Below are 19,738 nucleotides of genomic sequence, written 5' to 3'. Positions count from 1 at the left end.
TCATGATTGACGAGAGTACATTTGTACAATTACGCTGTCCATCGAAAAATCACCGGCCAGGGAGATACGTCGTGGCGGATACAGGAACCTCGAAATTGCCGTCTCAGGCACGTGTCGTCATTGTCGGCGGTGGCATTATGGGGTGTGGCCTTGCCTATCATCTGGCGCATGAGGGCTGCAGTGATGTCGTCCTCCTGGAAAAGGCGGAATTGACCTCGGGTTCGACGTGGCACGCTGCGGGCCAGATCACCCATTCCACGTCAAGTTTCGGGCTCGGTAAATGTGTCGGCTACAACATCGATCTTTATTCCGGCGCGCTGGAGGCCGAGACGGGTCAGTCGGTCACCTGGCATGGCTGCGGGTCTTTCCGGCTTGCCTATTCCGAAGATGAGATGGACTGGCTTCGGCACACGATGAGTGTCGGCCGGGCCCTCAAGTTTCCGATGGAGCTGGTTGGACCGGATCGCATCCGGGAATTGCACCCGTTCTATAATCTTGATGGTGTTCTCGGGGCATTGCACACGCCCGACGACGGTCACGCCGACCCGTCCGGGATCACGCAAGCCCTGGCAATCGGCGCAAGGCAGCTCGGCGTAAAGATCATTCGCCGCTGCAGGACCACTGATATCAAGCAGCAGCCGAACGGCGAGTGGAAAGTGTCCACCGAACTCGGGGACATCACCTGTGAGCACGTCGTCAATGCCGGTGGCACATACGCCCGGCAGATGGGCGAGTGGAGTGGCCTGCAGCTTCCAATGACCTCCATGACTCACCACTATATCGTCACGGATACCGTGCCCGAATTCCTGGAACTCGACAAGGAACTGCCGGTCATCCGCGATGACAAGCTTGTGTCGGGTTACATCCGCATGGAGCAGAAGTCGGGTCTCATCGGCATATACGAAAAGGAAAACCCGAACACAGTTTGGCAGGATTTCTGTCCTTGGGAAGCCGAGAACGAGTTGTTCGAGGCCGATTACGACCGGATCATGCCGTGGCTCGAGAACGCCATGGACCGCATGCCGATTTTCGCCGAACTCGGTATCAAGCGCGAGGTCCATGGTGCGATCTCGCACCCGCCCGATGGCAATCCGCTCATTGGACCGGCGCCCGGCGTGAAAAACTACTGGTGCTGCTGTGGCACACAGATCGGCATCGGTTGGGGACCGGGTCTCACGCGCGAGCTGGCCCGCTGGCTCGTGCATGGTTCGGCGGACATTTCCATGCGCGAATTCGACCCGCGCCGGTTCGGCGACTATGCCGACAAGGACTGGCAGGTAATCAAGGCGAAGGAAGATTATTGTCTTCGTCACGAGATTCCGTTCCCGCATTTCAATCGCCTCGAAGGCCGTCCGATCAAGCCAAGCCCGTTATACGAACGCCTCAGGGAAAAGGGCGCCGTCTACGAGGAAGTCTTTGGACATGAACGACCGCGTTGGTTTGCGCGTGGCGGCCTGGAGCAGCGCGACTATTATTCCTTCAAACGCGCTGCGTGGCACGACGTCGTCGCGGAGGAAATGCGTGCGGTCCGTCAAACCGCCGGGATCATGGACATTTCGGCCTTCACCAAGATTGAAGTGTCCGGGCCTGATGCAGAGGGCAGCCTTGACAGGCTGGTCGCCAACCGGTTGCCGAAGAAGGTGGGCGGTATTGCGCTTACCCAAATGCTGAACCGTCGCGGTCGCATCGAGATGGAGCTGACGGTGGTCAGACTGGCAGAGGATCGTTTCTATCTGGTCTGTGCCGCGTTCTTTGAGCAGAGACTGCTGGATCACCTTGCACAGAACATTGATGCGGACGGCGTCACCCTGCGCAATCTGTCGACCGATTGGGGAGCCATGGCGCTCAACGGACCGCTCTCGCGCGAGATCTTGCAACCCAACACCTTGGCACCTCTGGACAACCATTCCTTCCGCTGGCTGACCGCGCAGGAAATTGAAGTTGCAGGCCGGAAGCTCTGGGCCTTCCGCATGTCCTACGCCGGTGAACTGGGATGGGAGTTACACGTTCCGCGCGAAGACATGCTCGCCGTCTATGACACGCTCTGTGCAACGGGCGAACCGCTCGGCCTGACGGACTACGGCTCCTTTGCGATGAATGCGCTGCGCCTTGAAAAGGGTTTCAAGGGAGCCGGTGAACTCACCAACGAAGTCACGCTACCGGAAGCCGACGTGATGCGTTTCGTCAAACTGGACAAAGGCGACTTTCTGGGAAAAGCGGAAACCGAAGAAAGTGCCGGGTCTGAAGCGCTTCCCTGGGTCTGCGTCTACCTGGAAATCGAGCCGGACGGGATTGAGGATGGTCACGGCGGTGAGGTGGTCCTGCTCGATGGTGAAGCCGTTGGCGCGACGAGCTCGGTCGCCTATGGGCATACCGTCTGCAAGATCCTGGCCTTTGCCTATGTCAAACCGGAAGCTGCCATTCCCGGGAAGACGCTCGAAGTCGTTATCATGAACGGGACCCGCAAGGCCCGCGTGCTGGACGTCCCGGCCTATGATCCAGAAAGCATTCTGCCACGCACGGATGCACCGGTTGGAGTGGCTGCTGAATGAACGCACCGGCAACCATGAATGCCATTGTTCTGGAAGGGCATGGCGGTCTCGATCAACTGGTCTGGCATGAAGACTGGCCGGTGCCGGTGCCGGGTCCAGGCGAGGTCCTGATCCGGGTTGGTGCCTGTGGTCTCAACAACACGGATATCAACACGCGTTCGGGCTGGTACTCCAAAACCGTGGCTGACGCGACAACCGGCGGCGCTTATGACGAGGTAGACGAAAGCGATCCAACCTGGGGCGGTCGGCCGATAACGTTTCCGCGCATTCAAGGAGCAGATGCCGTCGGTGTAGTGGTTGCTGTTGGCGATGGTGCGCCGGAGGATCTTCTGCAAAAGCGCGTCATGGTGGATTGCTGGCTGCGCAGCTGGGACGACCCGTTCAACCGGGACAAGACGGGATACTTCGGGTCGGAATGCGACGGCGGATACGCCCAATATGCCAAGGTTGATGCGCGCAATGTAGCTGCCATCCATTCTTCGCTGAGCGATGCCGAACTGGCGACCTTCTCCTGTTCCTACACCACCGCCGAAGGCATGCTCAGCCGGGCCAATGTGAGTGGGGATGATACGGTCCTTGTCACCGGTGCTTCCGGAGGGGTCGGTTCGGCCCTGGTCCAGCTGGCCAAACGGCGTGGCGCCACTGTTGTCGGGCTGGCGTCTCCGGCAAAACATGACGACGTACGCGCACTCGGAGCCGAAGTTGTTCTGGAACGGACTCCAGGGGATCTGAAGGCGGCGCTCAAGACAGCGATTGGCAATGACACTGTCTCTGTTGTCGCCGACATTGTCGGTGGCTCGTACTGGGGCACGTTGATTGATGCCCTGGAACGTGGCGGCCGCTACACCTGCTCCGGCGCAATTGCGGGCCCGATGGTCGATTTCGATCTGAGGACATTTTACCTGCACGACCTGACCTTTACCGGCTCGACAGTCGTTGAACCGCATATCTTCAATGACCTGGTCGGTTACATCGAGCGCGGCGAAGTCCGGCCGGTCCTGGCGGCGACCTATCCGCTTGAGGAATTTCATGCGGCCCAGACCGCGTTCATCGAGAAGAGACACACGGGCAACATCGTGGTGTTGCCATGAAGATCTCCCGCATCTCTGTCTGGGCCGTGTCCCTGCCTCTTTCCAAGCCTTATTGGCTCTCCGGCGGCCGTTTGAAATTCGAGGAAATCGACAGCACCTTCGTGCGCCTTGAAACCGACACGGGCCTGGTCGGCTGGGGGGAAGGCTGCCCGTGGGGGCACACCTATCTACCGGCGCACGGATCGGGTTTGCGGGCGGCTCTTGGTTTGCTCGCACCGGCCCTGATCGGGCGTGACCCAAGGGCGCTGGACGACATCAATCGGCTCATGGACGTCACCTTGCCTGGGCACCCTTACGCGAAGTCACCGCTCGACATTGCCTGTTGGGATTTGCTCGGCAAAGCAAGTGGCCAACCGCTCTGGCGTCTCCTGGGTGCAGAAGCTGCCGCGCCGGTGGACATCAATTCTTCCATTTCTACCGGGTCACCGGAGGAGATGATCGCCGACATCAGAACAGCGAGCGAGCTAGGTTACCGAACCCACTCGGCCAAGATCGGAGGCAGTGACTTTGCAGCCGATATTGAACGCATCGAAGCCATTTCACGGACCCTGCCAGAGGGCGAACAAGTCACTTTCGATGTCAACCGGGCGTGGACCCCTGGCGTTGCGCTGCAGGTTCTGAATGCGGTCGGTGCAAGGGATTGGTTCGAACAGCCCTGTGAAACGCTGGATCAGTGTGCCGTGGTCGCTGCGCAAGTGCCCCAACCGATCATGCTGGACGAGTGCCTGCACACCTTCCAGGACCATCTGGATGCCTGGAGACGCAACGCCTGCCAGGGCGTCAAGGTCAAACCCAACCGTGTCGGCGGCCTGACAAAGGCCCGGCAGATACGCGACTTCGGTGTTTCCGTCGGCTGGCAGATGCATATCGAGGATACCGGCGGCAGTGCCTTTGCAGATACGGCCGCCCTGCATCTGGCGGCTTCGACGCCGGAGGTCAACAGGCTGGCCAGCTGGCTTTGCCACGCGCACCTGTCGCGGGACCCCGTGCCCGACCAGGGCGGGCGGAACAGAAACGGCCTTGTTCAACTGTCCGAAACACCGGGTGTCGGACTGAATCCGGACCCGGGCCTTCTTGGAGACCCCGTTGCTGTTTATGGAGGCGAGTAGTGACAAACTTTCCCGATTTCCGCATTTCCGGACTAACACTGTGGCGGGTGCCGCTGACCAGCCACGAGACATACAATATGGCCTCGGGCAAAACCTGCGCAACGGTCGACAGCATGGTGCTCCGGATCGAAACCGACCAGGGGATTTCCGGCTGGGGTGAAGTCTGCCCGATCCCGCATTACCTGCCGGCCTACGCCAACGGGGTTGCTCCGGCTCTGGAGGAACTGGCGCCGGTGCTGATCGGTGCCAACCCCGTGGGCGTGGACGCCCTGATGGCGGCCTGCAAGTCGCATCTTCTGGGCCACCCATACGCGCAGTCCGCGATCGACATTGCGCTTTGGGACCTGACGGGAAAAGCCTGCGGCGTGCCGGTCTATACGCTTCTGGGCGGTCAACAGAACCAGGACCTGCCGCTCTATCATTCCATAACCTGCATCGCGCCGGAGGAGATGGCCCGGATCGCAAAGGAAGCGATCTCTGCCGGCATGCGCCAGATCCAGGTCAAGCTCGGAGCTGATGACAACTGGGAGGCAGACGTTGCCCGCCTGCGTTTTGTGCGGGAAGCCGCCGGTGCTGGCCCTCTTGTCTATGGCGACTGGAATTGCGGTGCGTCCCGGTTGGATGCCACTCGTGTCGGACGTGCTGTCTCAGATCTCGACATCATGCTGGAACAGCCCTGTGCAACACTTGAAGAATGCGCAGCCGTGAGACACGCGACAAACCTGCCGATGAAGCTGGACGAGAATGCTCACGACACGGCAACGCTCCTGAAGGCCTATGAACTGGGGTGCATGGATGCTGTCGCCCTGAAGCTCAGCAAGTTCGGTGGCATCTCTGAGCTTCGACGGGCCCGGGACCTTTGCCTCTATTTTGGTGCCCGGATGTGTATCGAGGACACCTGGGGCTCGGATGTGGCAACAGCGGCGGCGCTGCATGTTGCGGCCGCTACACCGCCGAAAGCCATCATGAACGTTTGTGATTTGTCGGGCTATGTCAGCCCGCGTATTGATGCGGATGCTCCCGTTCGCTCCAAAGGGCGGATTTCGCCGCCGATCGGACCTGGCCTCGGTGTCTGGCCCGATGCGGATGCGCTCGGGGTGCCTGTTCTTTCCATTGCCGCCTGAGGAGGGCGTATCCATGAAAACCTCGATCTCTCAACAGGATTGGAAAGACCGCGCGGCGCAGGTGTTGCCCGCGGCCGGTTTCGGCAATTTCGATCCGGGCCTCATCATTCGCGAAGGCAAAGGATCACGCGTCTGGGATGAGGACGGAAACGAGTTCATCGACTACCTCATCGGCTCGGGTCCGATGCTGGTGGGCCATGGCCACCCGGAAGTACTGGAGGCCGTTCAGGAGCAGCTGGGCAAGGGCCTGACGTTCTTCACCAGTAATGCACGCGGCATCGAGCTGGCGGAGGTGCTGGTGGAAGCGGTGCCATGTGCAGATCAGGTGCGGTATGTCTCCACAGGCGGTGAGGCGGACATGTATGCCATGCGCCTTGCGCGGGCGCATACCGGACGCGACAAGATCCTGAAATTCGAAGGTGGCTATCACGGAATGTCCGGCGAGGCATTGATGAGTCTCGCGCCAACACAGCTGGTCAATTTTCCGCAGGCGGTCCCAGACTCTGCCGGAATTCCGGACGGCGTTCGCGACAATATGCTGATTGCCCCGTTCAACGACGTCGCCTTCGCAACCTCGCTGATCGAGGAACACGCCGCCGAGATTGCCTGCATTATCGTGGAGCCTTTGCAACGCCTGATCCCGCCTGAGGAAGGGTTTCTGCTGGCCTTGCGCAATCTTGCCACGAAGCATGGCATCGTTCTCGTATTTGACGAGGTTGTAACCGGCTTCCGGTTTGCGTATGGCGGTGCCCAGGAATATTACGGCGTGGTACCCGACCTGTGTACGCTTGGGAAGATCATCGGCGGCGGATTTCCCCTGGCCGCGATTGTAGGAAAGTCTGAAATAATGGCGCACTTCGACAAATCTTTGGTCGGAGCGGAGGGGTACACATTCCAGGTCGGAACGCTCAGCGGGAATCCTGTTGCAAGCGTTGCCGGCCTCAAAACACTGGAAATTCTGAAACGTTCCGGCGCATACGAGACCCTGCGCCGAAATGGCGAGAGGCTCATGCAGAGTTTCAGAACCCACCTGGAAGCAGCCGGCGTGGCACATAAGATTGTTGGTGAACCGATGCTGTTTGACGTGGTTTTCACTGACCGCCCCGTCAGGAGTTACCGTGACATGTTCAACAACGACACCGCAAAATCGAAGGCATTCAACACAAACCTCAGGTCGAATGGCATCCTCAAGCCGGACAGCAAGCTTTATGCACACCTGGCTCTCACCGAAGAAGATCTTGAGCAGACCGATGAGGCACTGGCCAAAGCGGCACAAGCATGTGAACAGGCTGGCTCGGCAAATCAGATTTGAGGCCACTCAACGATTTGGAGGTCGATCGGACTTCATCCAAAAATGTTGGATCTGAGAGCTCATAGATTGTCGCTGGTCTGTCCCGAAGCGCATCAAGTGAAAAAAAGAAGGCCAAAATTCTACTACGACTTAAGCCTATTCTGAGCACCCTTTCCAGAAACCAGCATTGGCATGCAAGGCTCCTTCTATCACCAATCCGATTGCGGTCCAGTTTCGGACATTCCAACAACGCACAGCAAAAGTCCGCTCCCCGCCCTCCTGTGAATTTGGTCGCTCACGGCCCGGAGCGGTCGCTAGTATCCATCGCGGGGAAAGTCGGAAACGAGCCCTCATTGCATTCTTTCGCGAAAGCGGCGAATGTCCTCCGAGCAAGATATGTAACCCATGACACAAGAGGTTAAAAGTGCGCTGGAAAAAGACCCTTCAGCTTCTCGACGTTCATTGCGAGGGCGAAGTAGGCAAGGTTGTAACATCCGGAATTTAGAACATTCCTGACGTTACGATGACCGATAAAAGGGACTATATCAACAAGGTGGACGACAGCTTGCGCCGCTTTGTCTGTCTTGAACCAAGGGGCGCGGTGAACCAGACCGTCAACCTGATGATTCCGCCCTGTGATCCGACCGCCGACGCGGGTTTCATTGTCCTTCAAGCCGACGAAGCGCATCCAATGTCAGGGGCGAACACGATGTGTGTTGCGACGGCGCTTCTTGAAACGGGCATGATCGAGATGCAGGAGCCGGAAACAGTGTTGCGACTGGAAGCTCCCGCCGGGATCGTGACCGCCACGGCGACTTGCCGCGAGGGCAAATGCGAACGTGTCGCGCTTGATATGATCCCTTCCTTTGTCGAGGGGCTCGACCAAAAGGTGCAAACAGATCGGTGGGGCGAGGTGCGTTTTGACATTGCCTTTGGGGGGGGGCTATGCTGTGGTGCCGGTCGAGCAGCTTGGCCTTTCGATCATTCCCGAACAGACGGCGGCCCTTGTGCAAGCGGGTATGGATTTGAAAGAGGCCACCAATGCCGCATTCAAGGTGCAGCACCCACAAATCCCCTCAATCGATCATATTGCCTATGCGATCTTTGTCGAAAAGATGGGCGACACTAGCTACCGCACCTGCTGTACGCTGTGGCCCGGTCGTGTCGATCGTTCACCCTGCGGCACGGGCAGCTCCGCGATCCTTGCGACACTTCAGGCGAAAGGGCAGGTTGATGTCGGTGATGAGATCACTACTGAATCCATTATCGGTTCAAAATTTGCCGTCAAACTGACCGATGTGACAGAGGTGGACGGCAGACCACCGACTTTTTCAACACTATCTCCGCGTTGTTGCTGTTGGTTCCATCTGCAGCGAAAGCCTGCTTCGAGCCAATTCCGTTGAAAAACCCCCGTGTTTCGCGTGTTTGAAGGAACATTTGAGTTCCGGTGGCGAGGTCCCGTCGTTGCGCCCGGACTTGTCGATAACCGGGATATGCGGGGCGATCCCGCGTTGACGCACCAACCAATCGAGCATGTGGCCAGCACCATAGGCGGGTTCAGCGATCAGGCGCTCGGGTGTCAGATCAAACCTGTCGTCCACCGGTCTATCATGGTGCGCATCGCGCCGAGTTCGGCTTGCCGGATTGAGCGCGTGGCTTCGACATCCAAAATGATCGAATGATCGGTATCGATCAGGTAGTTTGCGGAATAAGCGAAGTAAGCAGGGCCGCCGCGTGCGCCGGTCCACTGGGTTGCCGGGTCGGAATGAGAGGTAAACTTAGGCCCCACCGGACTGGCTGCGCCGAAGGCTTCATCATACAGTGTTTCCAGACATTCCCGCACTGCACGCGGTGCATCGGCAGGATCAATCTTGTCAGGCTCCCAGTCCGCTTGCGGTGTGGAGTTCTGCCGGTTGGCATCCACCTGGATCAGACCCGCCTCAGCCGCAAGACGTTGGCCGCTCACAAGTCCTTCCTCGATGCAACGCGCCACAACCGTCTCAAAGACATGCCGCAACAGATCACTGTCCCGGAACCGCCCGTGCCGGTTCTTCGAGAAAGTCGAGTGGTCCGGTATTGGATCGCGCAGATCAAGGCGGCAAAACCGGCGGTAGGCCAGATTGAGATGGACTTCCTCTCACAGCCGCCGTTCTGACCGGATCCCCATCGTGTAACCGACCAGCAGCATACGGATCAGCAAACCGATTCCCACACCGAGGAGGATGGCGAGGGGAATCGGTAGCTCGGTATCCACAACCATCTTGGCCATGAATACCGCTGCGGCTCCGGGGATCGCCGCGACTGAAAGATCAATTTCTCCGGTGAGCAGGACGAAAACCAAACCGAGTGCAATGATCCCTGTCACTGTGGATTGGATCAGCAGGTTATTGAGATTGCGACTGGTCAGGAACACGCCGGACTGAAATGCGTAGAAGATCAACGACCTAACCAGAGCGGCACCATGACCTTCTCATAAATTTCCGGTTCATTGCCCTGGAGTTGGAAGGTCGTGTTCAGATCTTCCCGGGTGATTCATCTCAACTTCAACTCTATCAGCCCTTGCGGAACAATTGCGTCAATCACCGTCAATTTAACCGTAGAAGCATTCCATCCATTTTCGAAATTCGGTATCCGCAAGAAATGCCAGCCGGTGGCGCAAGCATCGGCCTTGCGCAGACAACGCAACAAATCGCAACAAACAAACGCTTGCCGGCCGAATGGAAACGAATTGATGACGGCCAAAGCGATAACGTGTCTTCAACGCATCAGCGGTCTCGAGCAGTTGTCGCGCGCAAGGAACTCAACTCTCCAGAAGACGCTTTAACGAGATGACGGCGGCAGAAGTCCGATTTTCCACGCCAAGTTTCCCGAATATCCGATCAAGATGCTTGTTCACCGTTCGCGGGCTCATCTCAAGTATTGCCGCAATTTCCTTGTTGGACTTTCCGTTTGCGATCCACATCAGGACCTCGGCCTCACGCCCGGTCAGGTCAAATGACTTTCTCAAGATGTCGGAGGGCCGGCCGTCGACCATTTCTGCAACCCGCAGGAGATGTTCGCCGGAACTGATTTGCCCGGCATAACTGAAACGCAGTTTTGTACCGCCCATGGTGGTCACGACATCATTGGAGACATGCGAACCCCTGCCTGCTTCGATGAGGTAATTTCGCAGCCATTCGACTGTGTCTTGTGTCAATTGACCAGAGGGGACCTCGCCTTGACGCCAACTGTCGTCGATTAGAGCCATGGCTTGCGTGGTTGCCCAACAGATCGCTCCAGAAAGATCGACTGAAACCAAGAAACGCCCGGATGCATCAAGTGCCACATGCGCACTGTGTGAATTTCGCGCATTCGCGATGTGAACACGCAGTCTTGCAATCAGTTCTTCCGGATCTACCGGCTTTGTAATGTAGTCTACTCCGCCAGATTCCAATCCTCGCACAATATGTTCTGTCTGACTTAGTCCGGTCATAAAGAGTACCGGCACGTCGCGAAGCGCTTCGTGCCGCTTTATCTGCTTGCTGGTCTCGAAACCATCGAGTTCCGGCATGACAGCGTCCATCAATATTGCGCTTGGCGTCACTTTGGTGGCGATGTCGATTGCCTTTCGGCCATCCTGAGCCACCAGCACTGTGTAACCGGCCTCTTCCAATGCACTGGTCAGCATGCCCAGGGACGCAGGAGCATCGTCAACTACAAGAACGGTTTCACTTGGACTAGGAGCATTCATGATCATGTCCAAGCCCTTCCAGTACCTTGTCATATTGAGTGAGGTCGAATTCGCGGATCAATCGGCGCATATGGTCAACAAAGTCTGCTGCATTCGGTTCATGTGCCTCTATGTCGTCAAGTTTGGCGCGAATGCCGCGAACGTATCCGAGGCTGCTCAGTTGTTTCAGCATTTCCAGGCTTTCTATGGAAGGTAGGGCGTTTTCACGGAATACTTGCCCGGAAGCCAAAGTCGGGAAATGTAACTGTGCACGCTCCTTGGACGGCGTCGTCCGCCAGACGAGCTTCAGGCCTTGTTGAAGCTTGTCCTGGAGATCCTGCAATCGGATGGGTTTCACCAGATAGTCGTCATGAAAAATCCTATGCAGGGGATCACGACCGCTCTCGTCCGCATTTGCGGATATCATGATGATCACCGCATCGCTGTGACCGTTTTCACGCAACATTCTTGCGAGTTCCCAACCGCTCATGCCTGGCATGCTGATATCTAGGAGAAATACGTTCGGTCTTTCAGTCTCGACTTTTTCCAGACAGGCTTGGCCGCTGGCAGCAGTCAGAACCTTGAAGCCAAGCGGATTTAAGAAGTCTTGAATAAGAGACCGTTGAGCCGCGTCATCGTCAACGACCATCACGGTCTGGATCGCGCCTTCATAGCCGCTGACGCGCTTTTCGTCCTGCACGGCTTCCCTGGGAGCATTGGCTGCGCTCAAAAGAATGCGCACCTTAAAAGTACTGCCCACTCCTTTTTCGCTCTGGACCTGAATGTCGCCACCCATGATTTCGCTCAACAGCTTGGTAATCGTCAAACCGAGGCCGGTTCCAGGCACGCTTGCACTGCCTTCTTCTTCGATCCGTTCGAACGGGTTGAAGATGCGATCAATATTTTCCTCGGCAATGCCGATACCAGTATCCACGATCGAAAATTCGGCGACCTGGCTGTGATAGTTCACAACGAGGCTTACGCTCCCGCGTTCCGTCGATTTTATTGCGTTGGACAAAAGGTTTATCAGAACTTGCCGTAACCTCTTTTCGTCACCAAAGACAAATCGCGGCAGATTATCGGCGGGCAGGAACGCGAATTTCAGCGCCTTCGCATCGGTTTGCAATCGAAACATGTCAACGATCTGGGTGAGAAACTCATGCAGGTTAAAGCGTTCCCGATAAATGGTCAGGTGACCTGCCTCGATCTTTGAAATGTCGAGCAACCCTTCAATCAGACCGGCCAGATGGTCGGCGGAGTGCTGAATGACTTTGACCGCATCCCGGCGATGCGCAGGGATCGTAGGGTCTTTGCGCAACAGTTGCGCGTAGCCCGCGATCGCGTTGAGAGGAGAGCGCAATTCGTGACTGATTCCCACCACGTATCTGCTCTTGGCCTGATTGGCTGCTTCGGCCGCTTCCTTGGCTTTCTGAAGTTTGGAGTCGGTTCGCTTGTGCGCCCGGATCTCTTTCATCAACAGACCGGTCTGGCGCCGGGTCTCTTCATTGGCGAACTTTCGGCTTTCATGAACCAGAACGAAAAGCCATGCCATGACCCCGGAGATCAGCAACAATATAAAGAATACCTGGGTCAAAGCTCTCGCGACGCCTTGCTTCCCATCCAATGTCGGTTGCGTCCCCGCTTCCACAAAAACGAGATAGAGGATCCCGCCAAGCGAGGCCGTTGTGATCAGCATGACCCCAAGATAAATACCCACACGCGACCCGAGCCATGCGGCGGTCTGGGAAGGCAGCATGGCATGCAGCAACGAGGAAATCTGGTCGCCCCATCGGGCATTTTCCTTACAATCGTCGTCACATCGGGCATCCAAAGAGCAACACAGGGAGCAGATTGGACCCGTGTAAACGGGGCAATGAGTCATATCCTCGTGCTCAAACGTGTGTTCACAGATGCAACACTGGATCTTCTGCTTCTTCTCGCCGCTTTGCGAAACCAATTCCACAGCTTCCCGGGCGATGTAAAAACGCCCTTTGGTCACGTAGGCGATAAACGGCGCCAACAAGATTGCAGTGAACAGAGCGATATAGCTTGCGAGCGCATGTGCCGTCTGGCCGAAAAAGCCGGAGTAGGCAACAAATGCGATAACGCTGGCTGCGGTCATCGAACCAAGCCCAACGGGATTGATATCGTAGAGATGGGCTCGCTTGAATTCTATGTAAGGCGGGCTCAAGCCCAGGGGCTTGTTGATCACAAGATCGGCGAACAGTGCACTGATCCAGGCCACGGCGACAATCGAATAAAGCCCCAGTGTCCGCTCGAGGGCCTTGTAGACCCCCAGTTCCATCAGAGTAAGAGCGATGACGACATTGAAAACGAGCCAGACAACCCGGCCCGGGTGACTGTGTGTCAACCGGGAAAAGAAATTGGACCAGGCAATCGAACCGGCATAGGAGTTGGTGACATTGATCTTGATCTGACACACGACAACAAAAATGCCGGTCAGAGCAATCGCGACTTCAGGTGTGGTTACCTTGCTGAAGGCGACCAGATACATGTGTGTCGGTTCAACGGCCTTGTCTGGCTCGAGACCGCTCTGAAGTGCGACAACGACAAGAAACGACCCCATCAGCAATTTGAATATACCGACGACAATCCAGCCTGGGCCTGCCGCTAGAAGCGCGAACCACCAACTGGCACGACGTCCCTGTCTTTGCCGAGGCAGAAATCGAAGGAAGTCGACCTGTTCTCCAATCTGGGCGATCAGTGAAAACAGCACGGCGCTGGCAGCGCCGAAATAGAAGAGCTCGAACTGGCCATCCTCATTGCCAAACCGGCCCGAAAAACGCTGCCAGTCCTCAATGGGTGCCACCCCCTGCCATGCCAGGAACGCAAATGGAACCAGTTGGAGAATGATCCAAAGAGGTTGCGTATAGACCTGCAGACGGCTGATCAGCGTGATCCCGTAAATCACCATCGGGATAACGATCAATGAACAGATCAGGTAACCGATATTGAGCGGGATCCCCAGGAACAGCTCGAGTGCCGTTGCCATGATCGCCGCTTCCAACGCGAAAAAAATGAAAGTGAAGCTTGCATAGATCAGCGAAGTAACAGTTGAACCTATGTACCCAAATCCTGCACCCCGGGTCAGCAGGTCAATGTCTACTCCGTACTTTACTGCATAGTAGGATATCGGCAGTCCGGTCACGAAAATGAGTAAGCCGACGAACAGTATGGCGGGGACTGCGTTGGAGAACCCATAGTTATATGTAATCGCAGCTCCAATCGCCTCGAGAGCGAGAAACGAAATGGCACCGAGTGCCGTGTTCGCAACCCATATGGGTGACCAGCGTCTGGCGCTCTTTGCCGTAAAGCGCAGGGCATAGTCTTCCAAGGTCTGGTTTGCGACCCATTGGTTATACGTTCTGCGCGAGCGGACAACTCGTTGATAACCTGCCATATACCCCCGCCTTGCTGTCGCCGTTCAATTTGTCGCTCAGATTTTGTGCATTGCAACCTGATGATCGCACTTCCTCGCTCAATCTCGCAGCAACAAATGCTCTCACGTAAACAAATATCTTTGTATTCCGTTTATTTTTGCAATTTTCATGCCTGTTTTGGCAATTATATTTTTTACTTTCTATAATTTTGAAATATTTTCCTAAAAGCGGCAAAACTAAACATGATCTAAAACAGTATTTTATTTGTTCATATCAGATTACTCCATTTTATCACGCTACTAGGCAATCAAATACTCTGACATGAATTTACAGATCAGGGAATCAGTCAATTGACCCACAGCAACTGACGCATTGCGGCACTGCACAATTTTCGGAGAGGTTTAGGCCATGCAGCGGCGCTCGAGGGAGCCCTGCTACAACTTCAAACCAGACAGGGGTCCAAGTATGCGACGCGTGAAAGACGTTATTCAAAGCCGGTTGTCCCGGCGGTCACTCCTTGCCGGGACGGCGGCTGCGGCAATACTTGCTGCGAGCAGTTCCATCGCCCCCACATTCGCTGACGAAGTGAATACCACAGGACTTGCCGTCACTGATGACACGGTCACGGTAGGCATTCTCCATTCCGTGACAGGCACAATGGCAATCTCCGAAACGGGATCGGTGCAGGCTGAAAAGTTGGCAATTGAGCAGATCAACGCCATGGGCGGCGTATTGGGACGAAAAATAGAATACACACAGGAAGACGGCGCTTCAGATTGGCCGACATTCGCAGAAAAAGCCAAGAAATTGCTGGTGAATGATAAGGTCGCAGCAGTATTCGGCTGCTGGACTTCGGCCTCGCGCAAAGCAGTATTGCCAGTCTTCGAGCAGTATAACGGTATGCTTTATTATCCGACGTTCTACGAAGGCCTCGAGCAATCGCCGAATGTTATCTACACGGGCCAGGAAGCCACGCAGCAGATCATCGCCGGGATTGACTGGGTAGCGAAGGAAAAAGGTGCCAAAAGCTTCTATCTGCTGGGCTCTGATTACATCTGGCCGCGGACATCCAACAAGATTGCGCGCAAACACATTGAAAAACTCGGTCACAAGGTCGTCGGTGAGGAGTATTATCCCCTTGGCCACACCCAATTCAATTCGGTGATCAACAAGATCAAGCTCAAAAAGCCCGATGTCATTTACGCGATTGTCGTCGGCGGTTCCAACGTCGCCTTTTACAAACAGCTCAAGGCTGCGGGCATCGACATGACGAAGGAAAAGCCGCTGCTTCTGACCATTTCCGTGACCGAGGACGAAATTCGAGGCATTGGTGGTGAGAACATCGAAGGCGCTTACGCCGCGATGAAATATTTCCAGTCGCTCGACAATGAAAACAACATGGAATTCGTCAAGTCATTCAAGGAAATGTGGGGCGACGATATCGTCATCGGCGATGTTACACAGGCCGCCTATCTTGGTCCTTGGCTCTGGAAGGCTGCCGTTGAAAAAGCCGGCAGTTTCGACATTGACAAAGTCCGCCTCGCGTCGCCTGGCATTGAGCTGACGACTGCACCTGAAGGTTATGTCCGAGTTCACGAGAACCATCATTTGTGGTCCAAGACGCGGATAGGTTTGGCAAAACCCGACGGTCAATACGAGCTGGTGTACGAGACAGCTGAGCTGATGGAACCGGATCCATTCCCGGAAGGCTATCAGTAAGCCTCGATCAGGCTTCTCCCGAAGAACTGGAGTGCCTGTCGGCTAGACATGCAATCCGAACCGGCGCTGCGTGAAAGCAGCACACGCAGCGCCGCATCAGTCATTTTCCTTCACCAAATCCTTAGGGAGCTTCGCCTAACGCGTTGCTCCGGAACATGGAGACGTGCGCAATGTTCGCCGACTATACCTGGACAGAACTCGGGTCCATTTTCGCCATGCAGGGATTTGCCGGGCTAATCCTCTTTTCCGTATTCGTGTTGATGGCCCTGGGGCTTGCGATCATTTTCGGACAGATGGGCGTGATCAACATGGCGCACGGCGAATTCATGATTCTGGGCGCGTACGTTACCTATTTGTGCTCCAATTTTTTTGAAGCCTACCTTCCAGCCCTCTTTGGTATCTATTTCTTCTTCGCCATGGCACTGGCATTTCTGGCTGCCGGAACGCTCGGTGCGCTCGTTGAATGGTCGCTCATACGGCACTTGTACAAACGACCGCTCGACACTTTGCTGGCGACATGGGGCCTGAGCCTCATTCTTCAACAGGCTTACCGGTCGATCTTTGGCGCGCGCGAGGTGGGAGTGACGCTGCCGAACTGGTTGCTTGGTTCCGTGCCGCTGACTGACATTATCGAAATTCCCATCAACGGCATCTTTGTCATGGTCCTGACCTTCGTCATCGCCATCGCCGTCTATTTCATTTTATTCCGCTCGCGGATGGGCATGCAAACCCGTGCGGTTGTCCAAAACCGGGTCATGGCGGGTGCTGTCGGTATCAATACCGAAAAGGTTGATCGAAACACATTTGCACTCGGTTGCGGCATCGCGGGAATTGCAGGAAGCGCGTTCACAATGATCGGGTCCACAGGACCAACAGCCGGCCAGCTCTATATTGTCGACACCTTCCTCATTGTTGTTTTCGGTGGAGCCGCCAGCCTGGTTGGAACCATCGCCTCTTCCTTCGCTATCAGCCAAGCGCAGTCGACAATGGAGTTTTTCTTGTCAGGCTCAATGGCAAAAGTCCTGACCCTCCTGACTGTCGTCGGCATCTTGATGTTGCGCCCTCAGGGTTTGTTTTCACTCAAAATCCGTCGCTGAGGAGGTTCTGATGACAAGCAACAAGTCCTTCATGTCCCGGCAAGAGCTACTAGGCATCCTTGTCGTTTCGGCACTTCTCTTCATTGTTATGCCGCTCGCAATGGACATCTTTCGGCTGAACTTGTTCGGCAAATATCTCACATATGCATTTGTGGCAGTGGGCCTTGTATTGTGCTGGGGCAAGTGCGGAATTTTGAGCCTTGGCCAGGGAGTATTCTTCGGACTAGGTGGCTACTGCATGGCCATGTACCTGAAGCTGGAGTCCTCGACGCCCGAGGCGACGGCTATCCAGTCGACGCCGGGCATTCCCGACTTCATGGACTGGAACCAGATCACGGCGTTGCCCTGGTTCTGGGAGCCCTTTAATAGCCTGACTTTCACGCTGCTTGCAATCATCGTTGTGCCTGCCGTCTTCGCCTTCATCATCGGCGCGGCGATGTTCAAACGGCGGGTTGGCGGCGTCTATTTCGCCATCATCACCCAGGCGATCGCTGCAATCCTGACCATCCTGATTATCGGTCAACAAGGCTATACGGGCGGCGTAAACGGGATTACCGACCTCAGAACGCTCAAGGGGTGGGACATCCGCACAGATGACGCGAAGTATATCCTCTACTATGTCAACGGTGCTCTGCTGGTCGGCGTCCTGTTACTCAGCCAGATCGTGCTCAAGAGTAAACTCGGCCGATTGCTCGTGGCAGTTCGCGATCAGGAGGATCGCGTCCGCTTTTCCGGCTATGACGTTTCCAACATAAAGATCTTCGTCTTCTGTTTCGCAGCGGTTTTTTCGGCAATTGGCGGAGCGATGTTCACGCTTCAGGTCGGTTTCATGTCACCGTCCTTCGTCGGCATCGTTCCATCGATCGAAATGGTGATTTTCTGTGCCGTCGGCGGCCGGTTGTCCATCTTGGGGGCCGTCTACGGGACATTGCTTGTCAACTGGGCCAAGACGACCTTTTCCGAGACATTCCCGGAACTTTGGCTCTTCGGTCTCGGCGGGTTGTTCATCGCCGTGGTGCTGGTGTTTCCGAATGGTTTGTCGGGTCTCTACCAGTCCTACCTTGCACCTCTCGTGGACCGCGTCGTTTCTGCCGGCAAGCGCAACAGCCGCACCGACGCTGCTCCTCCCCCATCCTCAGGCTTTGGTGCCGAAACGACTGCAAAAGCTGCAGAATAGGAGGTACAAGTGAATACGCTCAACAACAACACCGATTTTCTGCTGTCGATTGAAAATCTTACGGTCTCCTTCGATGGCTTCAAAGCAGTTGACGATCTCAACCTTTACGTCGACGAGAACGAGATCCATGTGATCATCGGCCCGAACGGGGCCGGCAAAACCACTGTGCTCGACCTCATATGCGGTAGAACCAGATCAACAGACGGCTCGATCAAATTCCGTAACAAGGAACTGACCAGTATGCGCGAACACGAGATTGTTCGCGAAGGGGTCGGCCGCAAGTTCCAGAATCCGTCCATTTATGAAGATTTGACGGTTTTCGAGAACCTAGAACTCTCTTTCCCGCGGGGACGAAGCGTCTGGGGTGCACTGACATTTCAGAGAGACCAGGACGTAAAGATCCGTGTTCATGAAATCGCCGAAATGGTCTTCCTCAACGAGCTACTCGAAAAGCAAGCGGCTCTTCTCAGCCACGGTCAAAAACAGTGGTTGGAGATCGGCATGCTGCTGATCCAGGACCCTGAGCTTCTGATGCTGGACGAGCCGGTCGCCGGAATGAGCGTTTCGGAGCGCAAGCAGACCGCGAAGCTTTTGAACGAGATCACCAAAGGCCGCTCCGTGATGGTGGTTGAGCACGACATGAAGTTCGTCGAAGACATCGCCCACCGAGTTACCGTTCTACACCAGGGAAAGATCCTTTCTGAGGGTTCCATGGCCAAGGTGCAAGCAGACCCGAATGTCATCGACGTCTATCTCGGCCACTAGGAGGCTCCAATGCTGAATGTTGCGCACTACCACGTCGCCTACGGCCAGAGCGAAGTTCTGCATGGCCTCGACTTCACAGTCGCCCCTGGCGAAATTATCGCCATCATGGGACGCAATGGCATGGGCAAGACAACGCTCATGAAATCCTTGATGGGGATCGTTCCGACCAAGGATGGCGCAGCAGCCGTTGACGGTGTCGATGTCACTACGATGAAGAGCTACGAGCGCGTGGCAAACGGCATCGCTTATGTGCCGCAGGGTCGATTGATTTTCCCCACGATGACCGTGCAGGAAAACATCGAGACCGGCCTGTCCATCAGCGGCAGACGCAAAGTTCCTGGGGACATATTCGAGTTGTTTCCCGTGCTGCTCGACATGAAGAGCCGTCGTGGCGGCAACCTCTCAGGGGGACAGCAACAACAGCTCGCCATTGCACGAGCACTCGCAACCAATCCGAAGGTGCTGCTGCTCGATGAACCGACCGAAGGCATCCAACCGTCGATTATCCGCGAAATGGCCCGCGTTCTGAAGCGTATCCGCGATGAACGCGAGCTCTCCATCGTCGTATCGGAGCAGGTTCTGTCCTTCGCCCTCGACGTTGCTGACCGCGTGCTCGTTCTTGAGAACGGGCGGCTTGTGCACGATGAGCCGCGAGAAAGCGTCGACGAGGAAAAAGTCGCCGCGTTCCTGTCGGTTTGATCCC

Annotated in this window: 12 protein-coding genes and 2 pseudogenes; 11 read left to right on the top strand and 3 right to left on the bottom strand. The window is 56.0% G+C overall.

Annotation, left to right across the window (positions count from 1 at the left end; all coding sequences use genetic code 11):
• Positions 1 to 71: 71 nt before the first annotated feature.
• From ACO6TI_RS28800 to ACO6TI_RS28775, 6 genes and pseudogenes are all read left to right on the top strand, one after another.
• Positions 72 to 2,552 (top strand): FAD-dependent oxidoreductase, encoded by a 2,481-nt coding sequence (locus tag ACO6TI_RS28800; protein WP_422383860.1) that lies wholly within the window; start codon positions 72 to 74, stop codon positions 2,550 to 2,552.
• Positions 2,549 to 3,643 (top strand): alcohol dehydrogenase family protein, encoded by a 1,095-nt coding sequence (locus ACO6TI_RS28795; protein WP_422383859.1) that lies wholly within the window; start codon positions 2,549 to 2,551, stop codon positions 3,641 to 3,643. Before ACO6TI_RS28800 ends, ACO6TI_RS28795 begins: the two co-directional genes overlap by 4 nt.
• On the top strand, positions 3,640 to 4,752 hold the full coding sequence (locus tag ACO6TI_RS28790; protein ID WP_422383858.1) for a mandelate racemase/muconate lactonizing enzyme family protein: 1,113 nt from the start codon (positions 3,640 to 3,642) through the stop codon (positions 4,750 to 4,752). The genes ACO6TI_RS28795 and ACO6TI_RS28790 overlap by 4 nt, the downstream gene beginning before the upstream one ends.
• Positions 4,752 to 5,876, top strand: coding sequence for an enolase C-terminal domain-like protein (locus ACO6TI_RS28785; protein WP_108876227.1), 1,125 nt, complete (start codon positions 4,752 to 4,754; stop codon positions 5,874 to 5,876). Before ACO6TI_RS28790 ends, ACO6TI_RS28785 begins: the two co-directional genes overlap by 1 nt.
• A 13-nt stretch (positions 5,877 to 5,889) precedes the next feature.
• On the top strand, positions 5,890 to 7,188 hold the full coding sequence (locus tag ACO6TI_RS28780; RefSeq protein WP_422383857.1) for an aspartate aminotransferase family protein: 1,299 nt from the start codon (positions 5,890 to 5,892) through the stop codon (positions 7,186 to 7,188).
• Positions 7,189 to 7,690: 502 nt separating this feature from the next.
• Positions 7,691 to 8,570: pseudogene (locus tag ACO6TI_RS28775) on the top strand (proline racemase family protein).
• 51 nt (positions 8,571 to 8,621) lie between these two features.
• Here ACO6TI_RS28775 and ACO6TI_RS28770 read toward each other — a convergent pair.
• The 3 genes and pseudogenes from ACO6TI_RS28770 to ACO6TI_RS28760 form a co-directional block, all read right to left on the bottom strand.
• Positions 8,622 to 9,367 (bottom strand): annotated as a pseudogene (locus ACO6TI_RS28770) (transposase); the annotation flags it as partial.
• A gap of 600 nt (positions 9,368 to 9,967) precedes the next feature.
• The gene (locus tag ACO6TI_RS28765) at positions 9,968 to 10,897 is read right to left on the bottom strand and encodes a DNA-binding response regulator (RefSeq protein WP_197000933.1); all 930 of its coding nucleotides are present in this window, start codon (positions 10,895 to 10,897) and stop codon (positions 9,968 to 9,970) included.
• Entirely contained in the window at positions 10,884 to 14,297 is a 3,414-nt protein-coding gene (locus ACO6TI_RS28760; protein WP_422383856.1) for an ATP-binding protein, read from the bottom strand. Before ACO6TI_RS28760 ends, ACO6TI_RS28765 begins: the two co-directional genes overlap by 14 nt.
• 445 nt (positions 14,298 to 14,742) lie before the next feature.
• Between ACO6TI_RS28760 and urtA the strand changes: the two genes are divergently transcribed.
• The 5 genes from urtA (at position 14,743) to urtE (ending at position 19,734) form a co-directional block, all read left to right on the top strand.
• Positions 14,743 to 15,996 (top strand): urea ABC transporter substrate-binding protein, encoded by a 1,254-nt coding sequence (urtA, locus tag ACO6TI_RS28755; RefSeq protein ID WP_055391593.1) that lies wholly within the window; start codon positions 14,743 to 14,745, stop codon positions 15,994 to 15,996.
• 170 nt (positions 15,997 to 16,166) lie between these two features.
• On the top strand, positions 16,167 to 17,093 hold the full coding sequence (gene urtB, locus ACO6TI_RS28750) for an urea ABC transporter permease subunit UrtB (protein WP_055391592.1): 927 nt from the start codon (positions 16,167 to 16,169) through the stop codon (positions 17,091 to 17,093).
• Positions 17,094 to 17,103: 10 nt separating this feature from the next.
• Positions 17,104 to 18,270, top strand: coding sequence for an urea ABC transporter permease subunit UrtC (gene urtC / locus ACO6TI_RS28745; protein WP_055391591.1), 1,167 nt, complete (start codon positions 17,104 to 17,106; stop codon positions 18,268 to 18,270).
• Positions 18,271 to 18,279: 9 nt separating this feature from the next.
• Positions 18,280 to 19,035, top strand: a complete 756-nt coding sequence (gene urtD / locus ACO6TI_RS28740; protein ID WP_196894261.1) for an urea ABC transporter ATP-binding protein UrtD — start codon at positions 18,280 to 18,282, stop codon at positions 19,033 to 19,035.
• A gap of 9 nt (positions 19,036 to 19,044) precedes the next feature.
• Positions 19,045 to 19,734: an urea ABC transporter ATP-binding subunit UrtE gene (gene urtE, locus ACO6TI_RS28735; RefSeq protein ID WP_196901546.1), complete on the top strand. Its 690-nt coding sequence runs from the start codon at positions 19,045 to 19,047 to the stop codon at positions 19,732 to 19,734.
• Positions 19,735 to 19,738: the final 4 nt, after the last annotated feature.

The sequence above is a fragment of the Roseibium album genome, from assembly GCF_965233825.1.
Taxonomy (GTDB): domain Bacteria; phylum Pseudomonadota; class Alphaproteobacteria; order Rhizobiales; family Stappiaceae; genus Roseibium; species Roseibium album.
Note: the sequence above shows the minus strand (reverse complement) of the source record. Positions and strands in the feature narration are given on the sequence as shown.

Excerpts from the sequence above, each read along its gene's own strand:
- ACO6TI_RS28795 (WP_422383859.1), top strand. The coding sequence starts at position 2,549 with ATGAACGCACCGGCAACCATGAATGCCATTGTTCTGGAAGGGCATGGC.
- ACO6TI_RS28790 (WP_422383858.1), top strand. The coding sequence starts at position 3,640 with ATGAAGATCTCCCGCATCTCTGTCTGGGCCGTGTCCCTGCCTCTTTCC.
- ACO6TI_RS28780 (WP_422383857.1), top strand. The coding sequence starts at position 5,890 with ATGAAAACCTCGATCTCTCAACAGGATTGGAAAGACCGCGCGGCGCAG.
- ACO6TI_RS28765 (WP_197000933.1), bottom strand. The coding sequence starts at position 10,897 with ATGAATGCTCCTAGTCCAAGTGAAACCGTTCTTGTAGTTGACGATGCT.
- ACO6TI_RS28760 (WP_422383856.1), bottom strand. The coding sequence starts at position 14,297 with ATGGCAGGTTATCAACGAGTTGTCCGCTCGCGCAGAACGTATAACCAA.
- urtA (WP_055391593.1), top strand. The coding sequence starts at position 14,743 with ATGCGACGCGTGAAAGACGTTATTCAAAGCCGGTTGTCCCGGCGGTCA.
- urtB (WP_055391592.1), top strand. The coding sequence starts at position 16,167 with ATGTTCGCCGACTATACCTGGACAGAACTCGGGTCCATTTTCGCCATG.
- urtC (WP_055391591.1), top strand. The coding sequence starts at position 17,104 with ATGACAAGCAACAAGTCCTTCATGTCCCGGCAAGAGCTACTAGGCATC.
- urtE (WP_196901546.1), top strand. The coding sequence starts at position 19,045 with ATGCTGAATGTTGCGCACTACCACGTCGCCTACGGCCAGAGCGAAGTT.